Below are 17,838 nucleotides of genomic sequence, written 5' to 3'. Positions count from 1 at the left end.
TCTTTCCCTTTTCTAAATATTTTTATAAAATTACAGCTCGCAGTTACCTACTGTACGCGGGAACGGAATCACGTCTCTGATATTGCCCATTCCTGTAAGATACATCACGCATCTCTCGAAGCCCAGGCCGAATCCGGCATGACGGGTAGAACCGTACTTCCTCAGATCGAGATAGAAACCGTACTGACTCTCGTCCATTCCCAGCTCATCCATTCTCTTCTTAAGGAGCTCGAAGTCATCCTCACGCTGTGAGCCTCCGATTATCTCGCCTATTCCCGGTACAAGGCAGTCAACTGCTGCAACCGTCTTTCCATCCGGGTTCAGCTTCATATAGAAGGCCTTTATCTCCTTAGGATAGTCAGTCACGAATACAGGTCTCTTGTAGATCTGCTCTGTCAGATATCTCTCATGCTCTGTCTGCAGATCGCATCCCCAGCTCACCTTGTAATCGAACTTGTCGTTATGCTTCATCAGTATATCGACTGCCTCTGTATAGGTGACTCTGGCGAAATCATTGTCTACTACATTATGAAGTCTCTCGATAAGCCCCTTGTCCACAAAGCTGTTGAAAAACTCCATCTCGGCCGGCGCGTTCTCCAGGACATAGTTTATGATGTATTTAAGCATGGACTCCGCAAGCTCCATATCATCCTCAAGGTCGGCAAAGGCGATCTCCGGCTCTATCATCCAGAACTCAGCCGCATGCCTTGTGGTATTGGAATTCTCTGCACGGAAGGTAGGTCCGAACGTATAGATATTCTTAAAAGCCTGGGCAAAGGTCTCTCCGTTCAGCTGGCCTGATACAGTAAGGTTGGTCTCCTTTCCGAAGAAATCCTTAGAATAGTCGACAGCCCCGTCCTCGGTGCGAGGTAGCTGATCCATATCAAGAGTCGTCACCTGAAACATCTCTCCTGCTCCCTCGGCATCGCTTCCGGTGATAAGAGGAGTGTGGACATATACGAAGTTCCTCTCCTGAAAAAACTTATGGATAGCATAGGCTGCAAGACTTCTTACCTTAAAGACAGCCTCGAATGTATTGGTACGGGCCCTAAGATGCGGTATGGTACGCAGATACTCCATTGTATGTCTTTTCTTCTGAAGAGGGTAATCAGGAGTGCTCTCTCCCTCTATCTCCACTACCCTTGCCGAAAGCTCGAATGGCTGCTTTGCATCCGGCGTGGCAACAAGCTCTCCCTCTGCTATAACGGCAGTTCCTACATTGATGCTACCAAGCTTGTCAAAATCCTTTGTATCCGCTGTATAGACTACCTGAAGCGGCGTGAAGTATGTCCCGTCATTTACAACGAGAAATCCCACGTTCTTGGAACTGCGGTTGCTCCTGACCCATCCGGCTACCTTTACCGTAGTCCCGACATATCTTTCTGTGTCTGTAAACAACTGCTTTACGTCAGTAAGCTCCTGTCTCATTATGCTGCTCCTTTATATATACTGAAATCATACGATAAATTCATAAAAAGGGCTTATCGCCTGCCCTGTTTCTCTAAACTAACAGTTTAACGCATTAGCATCGAAAAAACAAGTGGATCACAATGCCTTCTCCTCTCCATTGACCCTTGCCGTATCCGCCGGATCAAGTGGTATGACAAGACATCTTTTCTCATCGATAAAGGCTGTCGTAACCTCTGCGGCTCTTTCCGACGGAACCCTTACAGTGATATTGGCTTCCTGATCTGCTCCTGCCTCGTTTAACTGCTGCTGCAGAGTATGTACCTCTCTTGCCAGTGCTGCCTTTTCATCACGAAGCTCCTTATCCTTTAAGAGTCTCTTGTCAAGTAGCTCGTCTGCCTCCGGCTCATTAAAAGTATCGTTAAAGAAACCCTCAAACCTCTCCTTTATCCTGTCGGCCTTTATCTCCTCGACTCCTGAGCTTGTAAGGATCTCCTTCACATCGTCTCCGCTGATAGCAACCGGAGTATCCTGAGCCTGCTCTGCTGTTTTCCTCTCGATGAACTCACTAAGGTTATCTGCTATGCTGCAATGGATATCCTTGTCATCCTCCGGTAGGGATTTATTCACCATCTGCTCAAAGGCCGTTTTCTTCTCTGATGAGGTAAGCCTTGAGGTCGCATGAAGGCAGTTCTCGAAGAATTCCCTGTGCGGCGCCTTTGGATTCTTCTGGTATACGGTCACTGTATTGAAATCAGCGTTTCTCTCTGAAAAGCTCGGAAACATGAAGCCGCTTTCCACCGGGCTTACGGTCCATTCCCTCCTCAGGGCTCCTATCTCATTTGTATCCTCCCTGTAGCCAAGAGCGGCCTTTGAGAGGTTTACCGGACAGATGGCTCCAAGTATATAGTCATAGACATATTCTGACTCATCTGTATCCAGCTGGTCCTTTGTCTTCATCGGTATGTCATATACATCGCGGAACAGAAGCATCAGGAAATTTCCTGCTATAGTATAGTTTTCGATTACTATGTCAAAAAACTCTTCCAATATCTCCTGGTCCTTCAGCTCGCTTTTCCTGAGCCTCTGAAGCAGGTCATACCTCTCTCCGTTAAGTATTTCTGTATCAGGAAACGGCAGCTGGAGGATATTGTCATTTATCTTTCCTGACAGACATTTGCCTGCTATAGCAAGGTATTTGAAAAAATCATCCTCTGCCATCTGCTCAGGCGACTCTGAAAAGCTTATGATCTTATTCTTCTCGTTGTCCACATAGCAGCCGGCAATCCGGGTAAAGTTATGCTTGTCCTTTGTATACCGCCTCTTTATCTCCTGTATGTCTTTCTTTGTCATTCTCTTTTTCATCTGCTGATGGCCGATTGAGCCATCAGATCCTTATTGCTGGTTTGCTGTCTTATAGTTTGTCATGTAGATATGCTGTGCTAGCTGTCTGGTCCCGAAATCCACGACTATGATCCCGTAGCTTGTGTTCGGATGCAGATCGATCCCCATGAGCTTTTCGTTTAGTAGCGATGCATAGGAGGCCGGATGCGATATTCCGCTTCCATTCGTTGTAGAAAGGAAATTCAGAGTAAATGTAGAATCATCCGGCTGTACATTCTCAAGCATATCGGTAAAGGCGTCCTCCTTCTCTGCAACAGTATATCTGTATCTGTCCTGTACCCAGAGCGTCGCATTGTCTCCTATCGGATAGTTCACATATGGCAGGTCCACGACCTGACTGCTTCCCTGATCCTCCCAGCTGAAATCAAGCCCGGCACTTTTGGCCAGCGGATTACTGAAGCGCCTTAAAAGCACTATCCTGCTCCGAACTGAAGAGAGCTTCGGTATAGTATCATCGAGATACCAGTCTGACGGTTTCTTGTCTATCTCATTAAATAGAAGCCTTTCAAACTCGTCTGCCTTATCATTGCTGTTCTCATCCTTTACGCAGAACAGGACTGTTTCTGACGGATGCGCCTTCAGGAAGGCATATATCTGATCAAGAACCTCGTCAAGATATATCTGCTTTGAAAAGATGATCTTTGACTTACGGCATTTTCCCAGATTATGCACAAATCCAAGCCTTTTGCCCTCTCTGGTATTCTCGATAGCAAGCCTTATGTCCAGGTATCTGTATCCGCTAGTCAGCTGGTCGGCAATAGTCATTTTCTGTGTCCTGAGCGAATATTCAGGAAATACATATCTGGCCGCGCTATCATGTGTCCCAGGAATAGAAATCGATGAAAGATAGGTATCATCAGCTATATCTCTCATCCACTCTGCTGTCGGCTTGTAATGCTTTGAATCTGTAATAGCTGCCTCTCTTATCTCTCCGCTGTCTGCGTTTGCAAAGCATACTATAAGAAGGATAAGAACGATCAGGGAGGCAAGCCATCTGTCTTTGTGTTCTTTAAAAAAGTTTATCATTATCGTGTCCTATCGTATATGAATCATGGAAGTTCTTTTCGCTAAGCTCGTCTTTATCTCTATGCTTTCGGCCTCGCACCTCAGACCTCGGACCTCACACCTATTTTGCTAAGGAAGTTCTCTTCGCTAGGTTCGACCTTCGCTTATCAGCTCGGTCTCACCAATCTCAGAGAACGACCTCGCCTGTGGCTCGAGCTGCGCCTTCGGCTTGCTCTCGCCTACAGGCTTTCGGCCTCGTCTCTGTGCTTCCGGTCATCTACAGCTTGTACTTATACTCTCTATTGCGACTGCTCCGCCTCGTACGACCTCTATCCGGCGGTAGGTCTTCTTAAGCAGGGCGACCAGCTCATTGTTTCTTCGCTCTGTAAGAGCGCTTTCGAGCAGCAGTGAATCCTTTCCTATATCTATCACCCTGATCCTGAAAGCCTGGGCTATACGGAATGCCTCATCCTTACCCTCTGAATCTATACCTGCTATCTTGGCATAGAGGATCTCCTTGCTGTGGATAGGAACATCGGTAAGGTCCATTACCTTTATCACCTCGACCATGCTATTGAGCTGCTTCTTTATCTGCTCAAAGGTCACATCATCGGCCTCTACACTTATAGTCATCCTGGAGACGTCATCATGCTCTGTCGTCCCTACTGTAAGACTCTGCAGATTATAGCTCTTTCCCGAAAACAGGCCCGACACCTTTGCAAGGACTCCGACCTCATTTTCCACATATAATGCAATCCATCTGTTTTTCATCATGATCACCTTAATATCATATCAGAGTTTGCCATTCCGCCCTTTACCATAGGAAGCACGACATCCTCCGGTGATATCTCAAATTCAACCAGATATGAATGTCCATTCTTCTGGGCTGCTGACGCGGCCTGAAGAGCCTTTATTATGTCCTCCTCACGACTTACCCTCATGCCATCTATTCCATATGAAGCCGCAAGCTTGATATAATCAGGGGCATAAAACGGATCCATGTTCTCAAACCTGTCCGGATGGAGGACATTCCTGTCTCTTTTTCCAAGATATGTGAGCTCATAGCGCTTGCCGTAGAAATACTGCTGCTGCTGACGCACCATTCCCAGATATCTGTTATTCATCAGACATATGGTCACCGGTATATCATCGCATACCGATGTCGCAAGCTCCTGCATATTCATCTGAAAGCCTCCGTCACCTGTTATGCATACGACTGCCCTGTCAGGATCCGCAGCCTTGGCGCCAAGGGATGCAGGAAAACCGAATCCCATTGTCCCCAGACCTCCCGAGGTAAAAAGCCTTGAATTCCCGACAAGCTTCAAAAACTGTGTGGCCCACATCTGATGCTGTCCCACATCGGCTACATATGTGGCCTCTCCAAACACATCCGCTATATCCTCCATTATGACCTGGGGATTCAGGCCCTCCTTTACCTTTACCGAAAGAGGATACTCCTTCTGCCAGCCTGCTATCTGAGCCAGCCAGTCAGCCGTATCAAGGGGTTCTGCCCATTCAAGCAGATGAGTAAGGGCAAGAGAAGCGTCAGATACCACAGGCACATCCACTACTACATTTCTCGAGATAGAGGCAGTATCGATATCCACATGTACGATCTTTGCTTTTGGCGCAAATTCATTCAGGTCCCCGGTGATCCTGTCATTGAAACGGGTACCTATGGAAAAGAGCAGATCACATTCCATCTCTGCCATATTTGCAGCATATCTGCCATGCATTCCTGAGTTTCCGACATATAGCGGATCATCCTCAGGCATGGATCCCTTTCCCATCACTGTAGTGACTACAGGCACCCTCATCCTTCTGGCAAATTCAGTAAGAAGCTTCTCTGCTCCCGAAATATGGATGCCGCCACCCGCCAGGATCAGAGGCTTTTTCGCATTTCGAAGAGTCTTGTATGCCCGCTTCAGCTGTCCTATATGGACAGATGTATTAGGCTTATAGCCTCTGATATCGACGTGTGATGGATATTCCTCAGGGCCTGACTTCTGCTGTATATCCTTAGGTATATCTATAAGCACCGGGCCCGGCTTACCGCTTGCAGCTATATAAAAAGCCATCTTCAGTATACGGCCGAGTTCCTTCCTGTCACGGACAGTCACACCGTACTTTACTATGCTTCTTGTCATTCCGACTATGTCGACCTCCTGGAAGGCATCGTTTCCTATCAGAGGCTGGGCCACCTGTCCTGTGATCACAACAAGAGGAATGCTGTCATAATGTGCATCTGCTATGCCGGTGATTGCATTAGTGGCTCCAGGGCCACTTGTAACCAGACATACCGCCGGCTTACCAGTCGCTCTGGCATAGCCCTCTGCCTCATGGACAAGAGCCTGCTCATGGCGCGGCAGGATAAGCCGGAACTTGTCCTCCTGCTTGTAAAGCTCGTCTACTATATCCGTGATCATCCCTCCGGGATATGCAAAAACAGTATCAACGCCTTCCTCTGCAAGAGCCTTTACTATCAGTTTTCTTCCTGTGATGTCCATTTCTTTACTTTCTCATTCCTGTATTCTGTAAACGTGTAGCACAGATCAAAGTATGTCTCCTCCTCGCTTAGGCCATCAAGCCTCCAACCCTCCTCCTTATCAAGATCCGGGAAGTAGGTATCCGCGTCAAAGGAGAAGTCTATCCTCGTGATAAGCGCCCTTTCACAATATGGCAGAAGCTCTGAATAGACCGATGCCCCGCCTGCAACATATATATTTTTATCAGGATAATCCTTTATTTTCGCAAAAAGCTCGTCCATATCATGTACAACAACAGCGTCACCGCTTCTGTATCCAGGGAAGGAGGTAAGCACTATATTGACTCGTCCCGGCAGAGGCCTTCCACCAGGAAAGCTCTCAAGGGTCTTTCGCCCGCATATTATCACATTTCCCTTTGTCTCGTTCCGAAAAAGCTTCATATCATTTGGTATGCTGGTAAGAAGCTTCCCCTTATATCCTATACCCCAGTTCTTGTCAACGGCTGCGATTGCTATCATATCTTCTCCTTCCGGTTCAGATTGCCACCGGTATATCCTTTATCTGTTCTCCTGTCACATAATCATCAAGCCTTACATCATCTCTGGTAAAGGAGTAGAAATCCTTCTTGTCAGGATTAAGCCAGAATGACGGAGCCGGGTGCTCTTCTCTTGATATAAGCTCCTCCACAAGAGGCACATGCCTGTCATAGATATGGGCATCCGCTATCACATGGAGAAGGACCCCGGGCTTCATCCCCACATCCCTTGCTATCATAGACAAAAGCACTGCATACTGACATACATTCCAGTTGTTTGCTGTAAGCGTATCCTGTGAGCGTTGGTTCAGGACCATATTAAGAACCAGACCATCTTTCTCCTCTGTCACATTGAAGGTAGCGCTGTAAGCGCATGGATAGAGATTCATCTCCGGAAGGTCACAGAAATCATACAGATTCGTCATTATCCTTCTCGAGAAAGGATGGGTCTTCAGATCATAGAGAACCTTATCCACCTGATCCATCATATACATCTGTCTGTCAGAATTGTATACCACATGGGTCTGCGCTGCTATATGGTCGCCCTCTCCAACAATCGGCACATCTGCGCTTCCATATACCCTGATAAGCCCCTCCTCTGTGATATCCTTCCAGCAGTATTTCCTCGCCAGCTGATATCCGTAGGCCTTTCCTATGCTTCCGTCATTACCTGCCCATTCATCCCAGATATGAGAGTGGAGATCCTTTATATTATTAGACTTCTTCTGCCAGATCCAGAGGATCTCGTCTGTCGCGCTCTTTATAGCTGTGCGCCTGAATGTAAGGGCTGGGAATTCCTCTCTCAGGTCATATCTGTTCACGATACCGAACTGCTTTATCGTATATGCTGCTTCTCCATCCGGCCAGTGCGGACGCACCGCCTGTCCCCTTGTATCTGTGCCGTGATCTATTATATCCCTGCACATCGCTCTAAAGATCCTGTCTGCCTGGCTCATTTCTTATCCTTTCAATAATCTACTTATTCTACCAAATTACTGCAAAAAAATAAAGGGCTTAAAAAAACAGGAGACTCATGGTCTCCTGCTTACCCTGTCTCCTATGTCACAGATAGAGATCTACATTTCCTCCGACTGAAGGATTCACCGATCTCTCCATTGCCGGCCTCGAAGGAGCCGGTGCCTGTTCTATCATGCCAACCTCTCCCATTGCCAGATCCTTCTGGGTATCGAGTGACTTGGCAAGCATCAGGGTACCTACCTGGCCCATAGTCCTCGATTGGCTAAGGCCCATTGATAATGAAGCTATATCCATAGTATCCATATGGTCACCTCCGATAAATCTATAGCACTATTATCTCATGTTACGATGCATATTGCAAGAAGATGTTCTATTTGCAAAAGATTGATAGATACAAAAAAGACTGCCATTCCGGCAGCCCCTGAAAAGAGCGATGGACGGGACTCGAACCCGCGGTCTCGACCTTGGCAAGGTCGCGCGTTACCAACTACGCCACCATCGCATATATCCTATCGCTTGCTGTTTGATCACTCGCGACAATGGATAGTATACTAGACTTTATATATGATGTCAAGCACTTTTTTTATTTTTTTCGATTTTCCTTATCCTATAAAGCCCAGGACGAAGAGGACTGCGACTGGCATATAGTAATCATACCATTTCCAGTTATGGAGGAAAAGAGTATTATGGCGGCTGTCAAAACCACTCTCGTCTCTATTTTCTCGTCATCTTTCTTCATATACCTCCTCCAGAGAGCCCGTCCTACAGGCCGCGCTTTTCGCGTGCCAGCTCCACATAGAGTCTGGCATTTTTTCTGTTGCCCTCTATCTCTTCAGGAGTAAGCTTCCTTATAAGACGGCACGGATTTCCGAAAGCCATGTAGCCATCAGGGATCTCCATCTTACCGGTCACAAGGGAACCGGCGCCTATTATGCAGCATGAGCCTACCTTAGCACCGTTCAGAAGTATGGCACCCATGCCTATAAGCGAGTCATCGCCTACTGTGCTTCCATGTACAATGGCAGAGTGACCTATGGTCACTCCCCTTCCTACATGAACGGTATAGCCGTCGCCGCAATGAAGAACAGCACAGTCCTGAATGTTGGTATCACGGTCAACAAATATAGCTCCCTCATCTCCGCGTATTACCGCATTTGGAAAGACAGAGACATTTTCCCTAAGGGTCACATCATCGCTTATGAATGCACCCGGACCTATATATACAGATTCATCAATATCCATTCAGCCCTCCCTTACTGCAGGCAGATCATCATCTGTGGACATAAGACTTGCATCCTGCTCCTTCTTGGCCTTTATGACAGCTTCATTAAGCGAGAGCATCTTGGCATCAAGCATAGAGACGATCTTAGAGCATTCTCTCAGATCCCGGCTTATATAGTCAGGAGCCTGACCCTCGAATTTGTAGTAGATCTTATGCTCGAGGCTGGCCCAGAAATCCATGGCCATGGTCCTTATCTGAATCTCTACCCTTGTGTCAACCACTGCATCCGACAGAAAGATCGGAATGCTTACTATCATATGGTAGCTCTTGTAGCCGCTTATCTTGGGATGCTTGATATAGTCCTTTATCGAGATCACATTGATATCAGACTGACGGCCTATCATATCGGCCAGCCTGTATATATCCGAGGTAAAGGAGCATACTATCCTTGTCCCTGCTATATCATTGCAGTGAGTCACCATATTTAAGATATCATCCTCGAAGCCGTATCTCCTGAGCTTTTTTGCTATGCTCTCCGGCGACTTGACCCTGCTCTTTACATATTCGATCGGATTATAACGGTGAGTCTCCTGAAACTCTTCATTCAGAATATCTATCTTGGTGCCGATCTCCTTGATCGCAGAATTGTAGAGAAGCATTGTCCTCATCCATGTGTCGATCTCCTTGTGGCCGGCCAACTCACGGACATATTCTACCTGATCCATAATAACTCTCCTTGCAGGGGAGGATCCTAATCCTCCTCTATAACCTCAATCTCAAGATAATCCGCATCAAGCCCCTCAACAAAGGAATCCTTTGTGAAACGGGTCCTTGCGAATCGTTTGAATTCTCTTATATTTACATCAAGCCAGATCGGGATTCCCGTATCAAGCCTGTGGCAGGCCTCCTCGGTCCCGCGCATTATCTTATGTGTCCTTGTGTCAGCCGAATCATCACAGACTGTCGTATCCTTTATCATGTGATTATTCCTGACAAGCTTATACCATATCTTCATTGTCTCTGTCTGTGAGCCTCATAGAGCAGGATTCCAGCAGCCATTGCTGCATTGAGCGACTCGAGGCCGCCCTCCATAGGGATTAGCATTTCCTGATCGGCTGCCTCTACTGCCTTTTCGCTTAAGCCTCTTCCCTCGTTACCGATCAGAAAACCGCAGCCCTGCCTGTAGTCAAAGCTATCGTAGGAGCTCTTCCCATTAAGGGATGCAGCAAAAAGCCTGATACCCTGCGGGAGCTTGTCAGACAGTGAGCCGATATCGGAAACAACTATGAAGGGCATCCTGTAGATAGCGCCCATAGTGGCTCTCACCACCTTAGGAGAAAAGATATCTACACAGCCCTCTGTCATAACTATTCCGGTCGCTCCGGCTCCAAGCGAGGTCCTTATCATGGTCCCCAGATTACCGGGGTCCTGAATATTCTCAAGCACAAGAAGCAGAGGCACATCTCCCAGCAGGTCAGACGGCTTATAGACAGGACATCTTACAAGGGCTGCTATCCCCTGACTGTGGCTTGTCTCAGATATCTCTGAAAAGACCTGATCACTTACTGTAACGATCCCGTCAAAGTCCTTAAGAAGTCTCTCAAGCCTCTTATCAGCCCAAGTATCCTTTGGCTTAAAGTCCTCTGCCACGATGACCTGGGACAAAAGCTCTGGCGGAGTCTCTGATATAAGCCGTCTTCCCTCAGCAAAAAACAGTCCCTCTTTCCTTCTGATCCTTGAGTTCGTCTTTATTTTTCTGATATGTTTTATTATATCATTATTTCTTGAAGATATATACATAGGCAAATAAAAAGGGACTGTGAAGCTAATGATTCACAGCCCCGCTCACAGCGTTATCCCTGTATCAGTCCTTCTTGATAGGAGGAAGCTTGTAGTCGCTGTTTCCAAGAGTCTTGCAGATCTCTACCTGATACGGATCAAGGGTCTTTTGCATTGCAAGAGCCTCATCGATATCGAAATCCACAAAATCACCATGCTTATGAGCCACAAGTCTGTCTGACTTGCCCTCGCAGAGCAGATCGACTGCCATAGCTCCCATAGTTGAAGCATATACCCTGTCCTTGGCTGTAGGAGATCCGCCTCGCTGCATATGTCCAAGGATAGTAGCTCTTGTCTCGATTCCGGTTGCTGCCTCGATACGCTTTGCCATCGATGCTGAATGTCCTATTCCCTCGGCATTTACTATGATATGGTGCTGCTTGCCGCGGCGTCTGCCGTCAATGATATGGTTTACTATAGTCTGCTCGTCATAGTCATAGAGCTCAGGAAGAAGTACATCCTCTGCTCCGTTTGCTATGCCGCACCATAAAGCTATATATCCGGCACCTCTTCCCATTACCTCGATGATAGAGCATCTCTCATGTGAGGTAGAGGTATCCCTTACCTTATCGATGGCCTCCATTGCTGTATTTACAGCAGTATCGAATCCGATCGTATAATCAGTGCAGGCTATATCAAGATCTATGGTTCCAGGAACACCTATGGTATTGATGCCCTGAGCAGAAAGCTTCTGTGCTCCCTTGAATGAACCGTCGCCTCCGATGACAACTAAACCATCGATATTCTTCTTCCTGCAGATCTCAGCAGCCTGCTTCTGATACTCAAGCTCCTTGAACTCAAGACATCTGGCGGTCTGGAGAATAGTACCTCCGCGTGAAATGATGTCCGAAACACTGTGTGTATCCATAGGCTCGATCTCCTCATTCAGAAGACCTGCATATCCTCTGCGGATACCCATGACCTTTTTGCCTCTGGCGATCGCCTGACGTACCACTGCACGGATGCAGGCATTCATTCCCGGTGCATCACCGCCGCTGGTAAGAACTGCGATTGTATTTACTTCTGTTGCCATAAGAAAAAATCCTCCGTAAATCTTTTTCCAATCTTTCACATTTTAAGACTTTTCACCATAGTTTTCAATAGCAAAATGGCCTAAATAACGAAATGTCTTATGAGCCCGCCCACAAGACAGGCTGCCGCGATAGATACTATCATGATAAAGACCTGATATCTGGTATGAGCCTTTCCCCAGCCTGTGTGCATTATGCCAAGATAGATAAAGACGCCTGCTACAAGACAGACAAAGTTTGTTGTCACTCCTTCAAATCTCATTTTGCCTCCTTCAGCCAAGACTGCCTATAGCACCCAAAAGGCCGTAACTTAAGGCTGATACTATACATGTCGCTATCGCAACTCCTATAAGCTCTGCTATTACTGCCTTCTTTATATCCATACCAAGAAGAGCAGCTATGAGGCTTCCAGTCCAGGCTCCTGTTCCTGGAAGAGGAATTCCGACAAAGAGCATTAGCGCAATGAACTCACCACTTTTAAGCTTGCCGGACCGTTTCAGGGCATGCGATTCCACCCATTCCGAAATCCCGTGCAGCCTGGTGCCCTTCATCCAGTCAAGAATCTTTCTTATGAAAAGAAGGATGAATGGGATAGGGATTATATTTCCGATTATGCAGATAGGGATTGCCTTAAGGATCGGAACCTTAAGAAGAGCCGAGGCAATAAGGCCTCCCCTGCATTCAAGGATAGGGAAGAGACTTATGATAAAGACCGCAAGCTCCTTCGATATATACTTACCCAGGGTCCCTGCAAACCATGTCACAAAAGAGTTCAATGTCAGCCCTCCCCAAGATAGTCAGAAAGGAATCCAAACAGGGCGTCCATCTGCTCTCTTGTACCTATAGTGACTCTCAGATAGTCTCCTGTGCGTTCTCCGTCAAAATGTCTTACATAAATATCATTTTCCCTCAGGGCATTGAAGATATCGACTGCACTTCTGTCCTTGTGGTGGACAAAGATGAAATTGCTCTTAGAGTCCGGAAAATCAAATCCCAGCCGGCTAAATTCCTTCTTGGCGCGTTCTCTTTCATTTATTATCTCAAGACAGCGCATCCTGAAATAATCCCTGTCCTGAAGTGAGGCTATACCCACCTGCTGGGTGATATAGTCCATAGTGTATGAATTAAATGAAAACTTTACATCATTCAGATACTTTATAAGCTTCCTGCTGCCGAAGGCAAAGCCTATCCTGCTGCCGGCAAGGGCCCTTGACTTCGAGAAGGTCTGTGTCACAAGCAGATTGTCATACTTGTCTATAAGCGGCAGAACCGATTCTGCTCCGAAGTCCACATATGCCTCGTCTATTATCACAACGCACTGGGGATTATCCCTTATGATCTCCTCAAGCGTATCTACTCCGGCATCAAGACCTGTAGGAGCATTAGGATTGGGAATCACTATTCCGCCAGCGTTTTTACCGATAAAGCCTTCCTTATCTATAGAAAGATCTTCCCTTAAGGGTACTGTATCAAATGGTATACGGAATTCATCTGCCCACACGTCATAGAACGAATAGGTCACATCAGGGAAAAGGATTCTCTCTCCTGATGTAAAGAAGGTAAGGAAGCTCATTGCAAGCACATCATCAGAGCCTACTCCTACGAAGATCTGATCCTTAGGAACTCCGTAGCTGTCAGAGAGAGCCTGTAATAGTCCGGATGCCAGCGGATCCGGATATCTGCGCAGGACCTCATAGTCAGCCGACTCTATTATCCTCTTTACAGAGGAGGCCGGCGGATATGGGTTCTCATTCGTATTAAGCTTTATCACATTCTTATTCTTCGGCTGTTCTCCCGGAGTATAGGGAGTCACCTTATGAACTTTTTCTTCCCAGGTGCTCATAATCTTTCTCTTTTCTCTGATCAATCCTCAGCTGCTTTTTTCGTATCCTTTGCCTTGTAATTATATACCAGTACCGGCATACCCTTATATACATAGGTAAAAAGCTTCTTTGCCACCTCCGGCGGAAGGTTTATACAGCCGTGGGATCCTGCTGTCTTGTAGATCTCTCCGCCGAACCTGCCGTGACGCCATGGTGCGTCATGGAAGCCGATACCGCCGTTAAACGGCATCCACCAGCTTACCGGTGTGGAATAGTTTTCTCCATTAAGTGTCGCATCCTTTTCCTTGTACTTGATCGTATATGTGCCTGTAGGCGTACCGCGGTTCAGACTTGTGTTTCCTGATACGAAGTCGGATTCAAGGACCTTCTTTCCCTTTACTATCATGAACATATGCTGCTCACCTATATTGACCTCGGCATAGGTGTCACCGTAGTCGCTTGCTGCCGGGCCGTGATTTGCCGCCTCGCTGTGATAGATGAAATCTCTCTTCACATCTTTACCGGCCTTTACATCGGCCTTGAGCTGCTTTACCTCTGCAGGATAGTTTATCCACCAGCCGTAGTCTCCGCCCTTTATGGTAACTGTCTTGCCATACTGGGTCTTAAGCTTTCTCGGCAGTCCGAAGGTATTGTACTTATAGCCGCAGCTTCTGACAAATGCATAGATGGCATCATCATCAAAGCTTACATTGCCCTTTTTATCAGCCTTAAACCACTTTGCCTGGTCCTCCTTCGAAACGGTAACCGATCTTCCTCCAAGCCTGTAACTTATATTGGGCTTAAGATATGCATTAAGCTTCTTCTCTGCTTTCTTAAGGACTGGGTCATTTTTCTTTATCGAAGGATCCTTGTAGCAGCCGCTCTTTCTCAGGTCAAGCCGGTCTGAAAGAGTCGAAAGGGAATCTATTATATTCTGCTTCAGGGTCTCCTTCTTTATCTGTGTGCCATAGACCTCAGGCACTATAACGAACTTCTCTCCCTTTAGCTTGCAGGATGCATTTTCTGACTTTCTCGCTTTTTCATTCACAGCCGATAGCTCATCTATCCGCTTATCCAGTAAGGCCTTGTCAAAGTCTGCTGAAAGTGCCGGGACTAAGACCTCCTTTTTGCCGCCAAAGAACCTTAAAGGCCATGATGCCACATTCTGAGATGAAAGGATCTGGTCTGCTGCCCTCTCCCTGGCTGCTCCGTCAAGCTCCAGGGAAACCTCCTTACCGTAGATCACGTCGGTTGTAGAATCTCCGTCTATCTCAAGGGTATATGAATCCGCATCCCTGTCGAGAATGTCTATTATGCCCTTCCTGTCCTGATTTGATGCGTCCTCCTCGACAAGAACGCTGTTAGGCAGCATATGACTGCCAAAGTATGCGCAGCCTCCTGCATAGACTGCCGCTGCGGCCGTAACCACAGCTATTGGTATCATGATTTTCTTTTTCATAGTTTTTCCTTAACGTGCCTATGGTACTACAAAAAGCTCTTTTTTTCAATTGTATTCTATGATACAATATCCACCATGAGTATAAAGGTAAAGGATTTTTTATATAAGAAAAGGAAAAGGATAGCTGTCCTTTCCTATTTCATAATATATCTGGTGTGTTTCTATATCATTGAGCATGTACTTGTCAACAGACATTTCTTCATTCTCGACACCCAATTCGACCATATGATCCCATTCATACCCCAGTTCGTAATCGCATATTATCTGTGGTTTTTCTACCATGTATGGGGGCTTCTGCCGGCCTTTCTCCACGATGATGGAGATGAGTACTACAGGATAGCGTTTGCGCTGTTTTCAGGCATGACAATATTCATAATAGTATCCATCGTCTTCCCAAATGCGCAGGAGCTGCGGCCTTCCTCTCTGAGAAATGATGTTTTTTCAAAAATGGTCGGTGCTATCTATGCCGCTGATACTCCGACAAATGTGATGCCCTCGATCCACGTCTACAATTCGCTCGTGATATGCACAGCTATCGAGAGATCAAAGGAGGCCAGAAATAGCAGGCTTAACCGTATTGCTGCACCTGTCATAGCTATTCTTATCATACTCTCAACAGTATTTATAAAGCAGCATACTATACTTGATATAATAGGGGCATTTATAATGTTTTCTGTCCTCTATCCTGTATTTTTCAAATGGGTCCGGATCCCTGCCTGGCTGGACTAGTGACTTAGAGGTCCTCTATCTCCTGAAGCCATATAGCAGCTGACGCGTCGGACGGCATCCTTAAGTCTCCTCTTGGAGAAAGAGCCACCGTACCGACCTTAGGTCCATCCGGTATCGCGCTCCTCTTGAACTGCTGGGCGAAGAATCTCCTATAGAATACCTTAAGCCACTTCCTTATCGTTTCTTCATCATACAGATCAGCAAAGGCATTTTTCGCAAGGAAATAGATCTTTTCCGGAGAATATCCGTATCTTAGCATATAATATAAGTAGAAATCATGCAGCTCATATGGGCCGACAAGGTCCTCTGTCTTCTGTGCTATGCTGCCATCCTCCTCAGGAGGCAGAAGCTCCGGTGAAACAGGAGTATCAAGGACATCAAGCAGGACCTTCCTCAGTTCCTCATTTTCTTTTCCATAATAATCCGCATAGAAGCTTACCAGATGACGGACAAGAGTCTTTGGAACCGAGCAGTTCACTGCATACATGGACATATGATCTCCGTTATAGGTGGCCCAGCCCAGTGCAAGCTCAGACATATCTCCGGTCCCTATAACCAGACCGCCCTCCTTGTTTGCTATATCCATAAGGATCTGGGTCCTTTCCCTGGCCTGGGAATTCTCATAGGTCACATCATGCTTGTCCTGATCCTGCCCTATATCGATGAAATGCTGCCTTACAGCTGCCCTTATATCGACCTCGCGCAGAGTGGCTCCAAGGGTCCTTATCATAGAGACTGCATTATCATAGGTCCGGTCTGTCGTTCCGAAGCCAGGCATGGTGACTCCGATTATATTCTTTCTGTCAAGGCCTAATATATCAAATGCCCTTACGGTGACAAGAAGAGCAAGCGTAGAATCAAGGCCTCCGGATATGCCTATCACTGCAGTCTTGGCTTTCGTATGAGCTAATCTTTTCCTCAGTCCATAGGCCTGAATATCAAGGATCTCCTCACAGCGTGCTCTAAGATGGCTGCTGTCTGAAGGAACGAATGGATGGGGATCGACCTGTCTCGAAAGCTCCACCCTTACAGGAGAAAGCCTGAACGGAACAAGATCATACTCATAGTCTTCCTGAAAGGTATTCATCTGCTCCCTGCGCTTAAGGGATTCCTCTGTATCGATCTCACTTATGGCCATATTTCCGGTAAAGGGCCTTGTTTCTGCAAGGATCCGGCCATTTTCAGCAATAAGGCAATGGCCTGAATATACCAGATCCTGAGTGGATTCTCCGATACCGGCGCTCGCATAGAGATAGCTGGTATAGGTCTTTGCGGACTGCATGGCTATAAGCTGCTTCCTGTATGAGGCCTTGCCTGTCAGCTCATCCGAGGCAGAAAGGTTTACTATAATATCTGCCCCTGACATAGACGCATGGGTCGAGGGAGAATCCGGCACCCAGAGATCCTCGCATAGCTCCACTCCTATATCTATACCCTGTATGCTCTCGCAGGAAAATATGAGCGTGCTTCCGATCGGCACCTCACCGTTCGGAAGAGAAATAGTCTCAGGATACTGTGGACCAGGGGCAAAGTATCTTGCCTCGTAGAATTCGCCGTAGTTTGGAAGATTCATCTTAGGGACAAAGCCCAGGATCCTTCCGTGACAGACTGCTGCAGCGACATTTCTCAGATGTCCCTTGAATCTGAGCGGCAGGCCGACAAAGATTATGGCATCGAGCTCCCTGGTGTTTTCGGCTATACCTCTTAAGGCTGCGATTGCTCCCCTCTGCAGACTATCCTGAAAAAAGAGCTCGCCGCAGGTATAACCGGTAATGCAAAGCTCAGGAAATACTATGATCTGTGCTCCCTCTCCTGCTGCCCTATCAGCCCATTCGACTATAGACTGTGCATTTGATACCGTATCTCCTACTATCGTTTCCGGCGTCACCGTCGCGACACGAACGAATCCATCTGACATAA

20 protein-coding genes and 1 tRNA gene are annotated in these 17,838 nt (G+C 46.9%); 1 reads left to right on the top strand and 20 read right to left on the bottom strand.

The features are described from left to right. Window positions 1-30: 30 nt before the first annotated feature. The 19 genes from asnS to ACTNCK_RS01475 all read right to left on the bottom strand — a co-directional run bounded on the left by asnS (window position 31) and on the right by ACTNCK_RS01475 (window position 15,189). Window positions 31-1,428, bottom strand: a complete 1,398-nt coding sequence (gene asnS / locus ACTNCK_RS01565) for an asparagine--tRNA ligase (protein ID WP_441080573.1) — start codon at window positions 1,426-1,428, stop codon at window positions 31-33. Between the two features lie 117 nt (window positions 1,429-1,545). Beyond that, the gene (locus tag ACTNCK_RS01560; RefSeq protein ID WP_441080571.1) at window positions 1,546-2,760 is read right to left on the bottom strand and encodes a DUF4317 domain-containing protein; all 1,215 of its coding nucleotides are present in this window, start codon (window positions 2,758-2,760) and stop codon (window positions 1,546-1,548) included. 42 nt (window positions 2,761-2,802) lie between these two features. Further along, window positions 2,803-3,837 carry a phosphatidylinositol-specific phospholipase C domain-containing protein gene (locus ACTNCK_RS01555; RefSeq protein WP_441080570.1) on the bottom strand — a complete coding sequence of 345 codons (1,035 nt, stop codon included), beginning with the start codon at window positions 3,835-3,837 and terminating at the stop codon, window positions 2,803-2,805. 252 nt (window positions 3,838-4,089) lie between these two features. Beyond that, a complete protein-coding gene (gene ilvN / locus ACTNCK_RS01550) occupies window positions 4,090-4,587 on the bottom strand; it encodes an acetolactate synthase small subunit (RefSeq protein WP_441080732.1) in 498 nt (165 codons plus the stop codon). Window positions 4,588-4,592: 5 nt separating this feature from the next. Next, the gene (gene ilvB, locus ACTNCK_RS01545; protein ID WP_441080569.1) at window positions 4,593-6,323 is read right to left on the bottom strand and encodes a biosynthetic-type acetolactate synthase large subunit; all 1,731 of its coding nucleotides are present in this window, start codon (window positions 6,321-6,323) and stop codon (window positions 4,593-4,595) included. Continuing rightward, complete coding sequence (locus ACTNCK_RS01540) at window positions 6,299-6,820, bottom strand: dihydrofolate reductase (RefSeq protein WP_441080568.1); 522 nt, start codon at window positions 6,818-6,820, stop codon at window positions 6,299-6,301. Before ACTNCK_RS01540 ends, ilvB begins: the two co-directional genes overlap by 25 nt. 16 nt (window positions 6,821-6,836) lie before the next feature. Further along, window positions 6,837-7,793 (bottom strand): thymidylate synthase, encoded by a 957-nt coding sequence (gene thyA, locus ACTNCK_RS01535; RefSeq protein ID WP_441080567.1) that lies wholly within the window; start codon window positions 7,791-7,793, stop codon window positions 6,837-6,839. Window positions 7,794-7,899: 106 nt separating this feature from the next. Then, window positions 7,900-8,118 (bottom strand): YjfB family protein, encoded by a 219-nt coding sequence (locus ACTNCK_RS01530; protein WP_441080566.1) that lies wholly within the window; start codon window positions 8,116-8,118, stop codon window positions 7,900-7,902. A 126-nt stretch (window positions 8,119-8,244) separates the two neighbouring features. Continuing rightward, a tRNA-Gly gene (locus ACTNCK_RS01525) sits at window positions 8,245-8,317 on the bottom strand. Between the two features lie 105 nt (window positions 8,318-8,422). Beyond that, on the bottom strand, window positions 8,423-8,554 hold the full coding sequence (locus ACTNCK_RS01520) for a hypothetical protein (RefSeq protein WP_441080564.1): 132 nt from the start codon (window positions 8,552-8,554) through the stop codon (window positions 8,423-8,425). Window positions 8,555-8,577: 23 nt separating this feature from the next. Beyond that, on the bottom strand, window positions 8,578-9,057 hold the full coding sequence (locus tag ACTNCK_RS01515) for a gamma carbonic anhydrase family protein (RefSeq protein ID WP_441080563.1): 480 nt from the start codon (window positions 9,055-9,057) through the stop codon (window positions 8,578-8,580). Next, window positions 9,058-9,705 (bottom strand): GTP pyrophosphokinase, encoded by a 648-nt coding sequence (locus ACTNCK_RS01510; protein ID WP_441080731.1) that lies wholly within the window; start codon window positions 9,703-9,705, stop codon window positions 9,058-9,060. It abuts the gene before it with no gap. Between the two features lie 83 nt (window positions 9,706-9,788). Beyond that, window positions 9,789-10,052 carry a hypothetical protein gene (locus ACTNCK_RS01505; protein ID WP_441080562.1) on the bottom strand — a complete coding sequence of 88 codons (264 nt, stop codon included), beginning with the start codon at window positions 10,050-10,052 and terminating at the stop codon, window positions 9,789-9,791. After that, on the bottom strand, window positions 10,049-10,837 hold the full coding sequence (locus ACTNCK_RS01500; protein ID WP_441080561.1) for a TrmH family RNA methyltransferase: 789 nt from the start codon (window positions 10,835-10,837) through the stop codon (window positions 10,049-10,051). Before ACTNCK_RS01500 ends, ACTNCK_RS01505 begins: the two co-directional genes overlap by 4 nt. A 64-nt stretch (window positions 10,838-10,901) precedes the next feature. Continuing rightward, window positions 10,902-11,909, bottom strand: coding sequence for a 6-phosphofructokinase (gene pfkA / locus ACTNCK_RS01495; protein WP_441080560.1), 1,008 nt, complete (start codon window positions 11,907-11,909; stop codon window positions 10,902-10,904). An 80-nt stretch (window positions 11,910-11,989) separates the two neighbouring features. Continuing rightward, window positions 11,990-12,169 carry a hypothetical protein gene (locus ACTNCK_RS01490; RefSeq protein ID WP_441080559.1) on the bottom strand — a complete coding sequence of 60 codons (180 nt, stop codon included), beginning with the start codon at window positions 12,167-12,169 and terminating at the stop codon, window positions 11,990-11,992. A gap of 10 nt (window positions 12,170-12,179) precedes the next feature. Continuing rightward, on the bottom strand, window positions 12,180-12,683 hold the full coding sequence (locus tag ACTNCK_RS01485) for a COG2426 family protein (protein ID WP_441080557.1): 504 nt from the start codon (window positions 12,681-12,683) through the stop codon (window positions 12,180-12,182). 2 nt (window positions 12,684-12,685) lie between these two features. Next, window positions 12,686-13,750: a pyridoxal phosphate-dependent aminotransferase gene (locus ACTNCK_RS01480; RefSeq protein ID WP_441080556.1), complete on the bottom strand. Its 1,065-nt coding sequence runs from the start codon at window positions 13,748-13,750 to the stop codon at window positions 12,686-12,688. A 20-nt stretch (window positions 13,751-13,770) separates the two neighbouring features. Further along, window positions 13,771-15,189: a L,D-transpeptidase family protein gene (locus ACTNCK_RS01475; protein ID WP_441080555.1), complete on the bottom strand. Its 1,419-nt coding sequence runs from the start codon at window positions 15,187-15,189 to the stop codon at window positions 13,771-13,773. Between the two features lie 75 nt (window positions 15,190-15,264). Between ACTNCK_RS01475 and ACTNCK_RS01470 the strand changes: the two genes are divergently transcribed. Beyond that, window positions 15,265-15,918: a phosphatase PAP2 family protein gene (locus ACTNCK_RS01470; protein ID WP_441080554.1), complete on the top strand. Its 654-nt coding sequence runs from the start codon at window positions 15,265-15,267 to the stop codon at window positions 15,916-15,918. A 4-nt stretch (window positions 15,919-15,922) separates the two neighbouring features. Here the strand turns inward: ACTNCK_RS01470 and ACTNCK_RS01465 are convergent, their stop codons facing one another. After that, window positions 15,923-17,836 (bottom strand): NAD(+) synthase, encoded by a 1,914-nt coding sequence (locus tag ACTNCK_RS01465; protein ID WP_441080553.1) that lies wholly within the window; start codon window positions 17,834-17,836, stop codon window positions 15,923-15,925. Window positions 17,837-17,838: the final 2 nt, after the last annotated feature.

Origin of the sequence: Candidatus Weimeria sp. HCP3S3_B5 (genome assembly GCF_052064335.1) — a bacterium.
GTDB lineage: Bacteria > Bacillota > Clostridia > Lachnospirales > Lachnospiraceae > Weimeria.
This window is presented reverse-complemented; position numbering and strand designations above follow the sequence as displayed.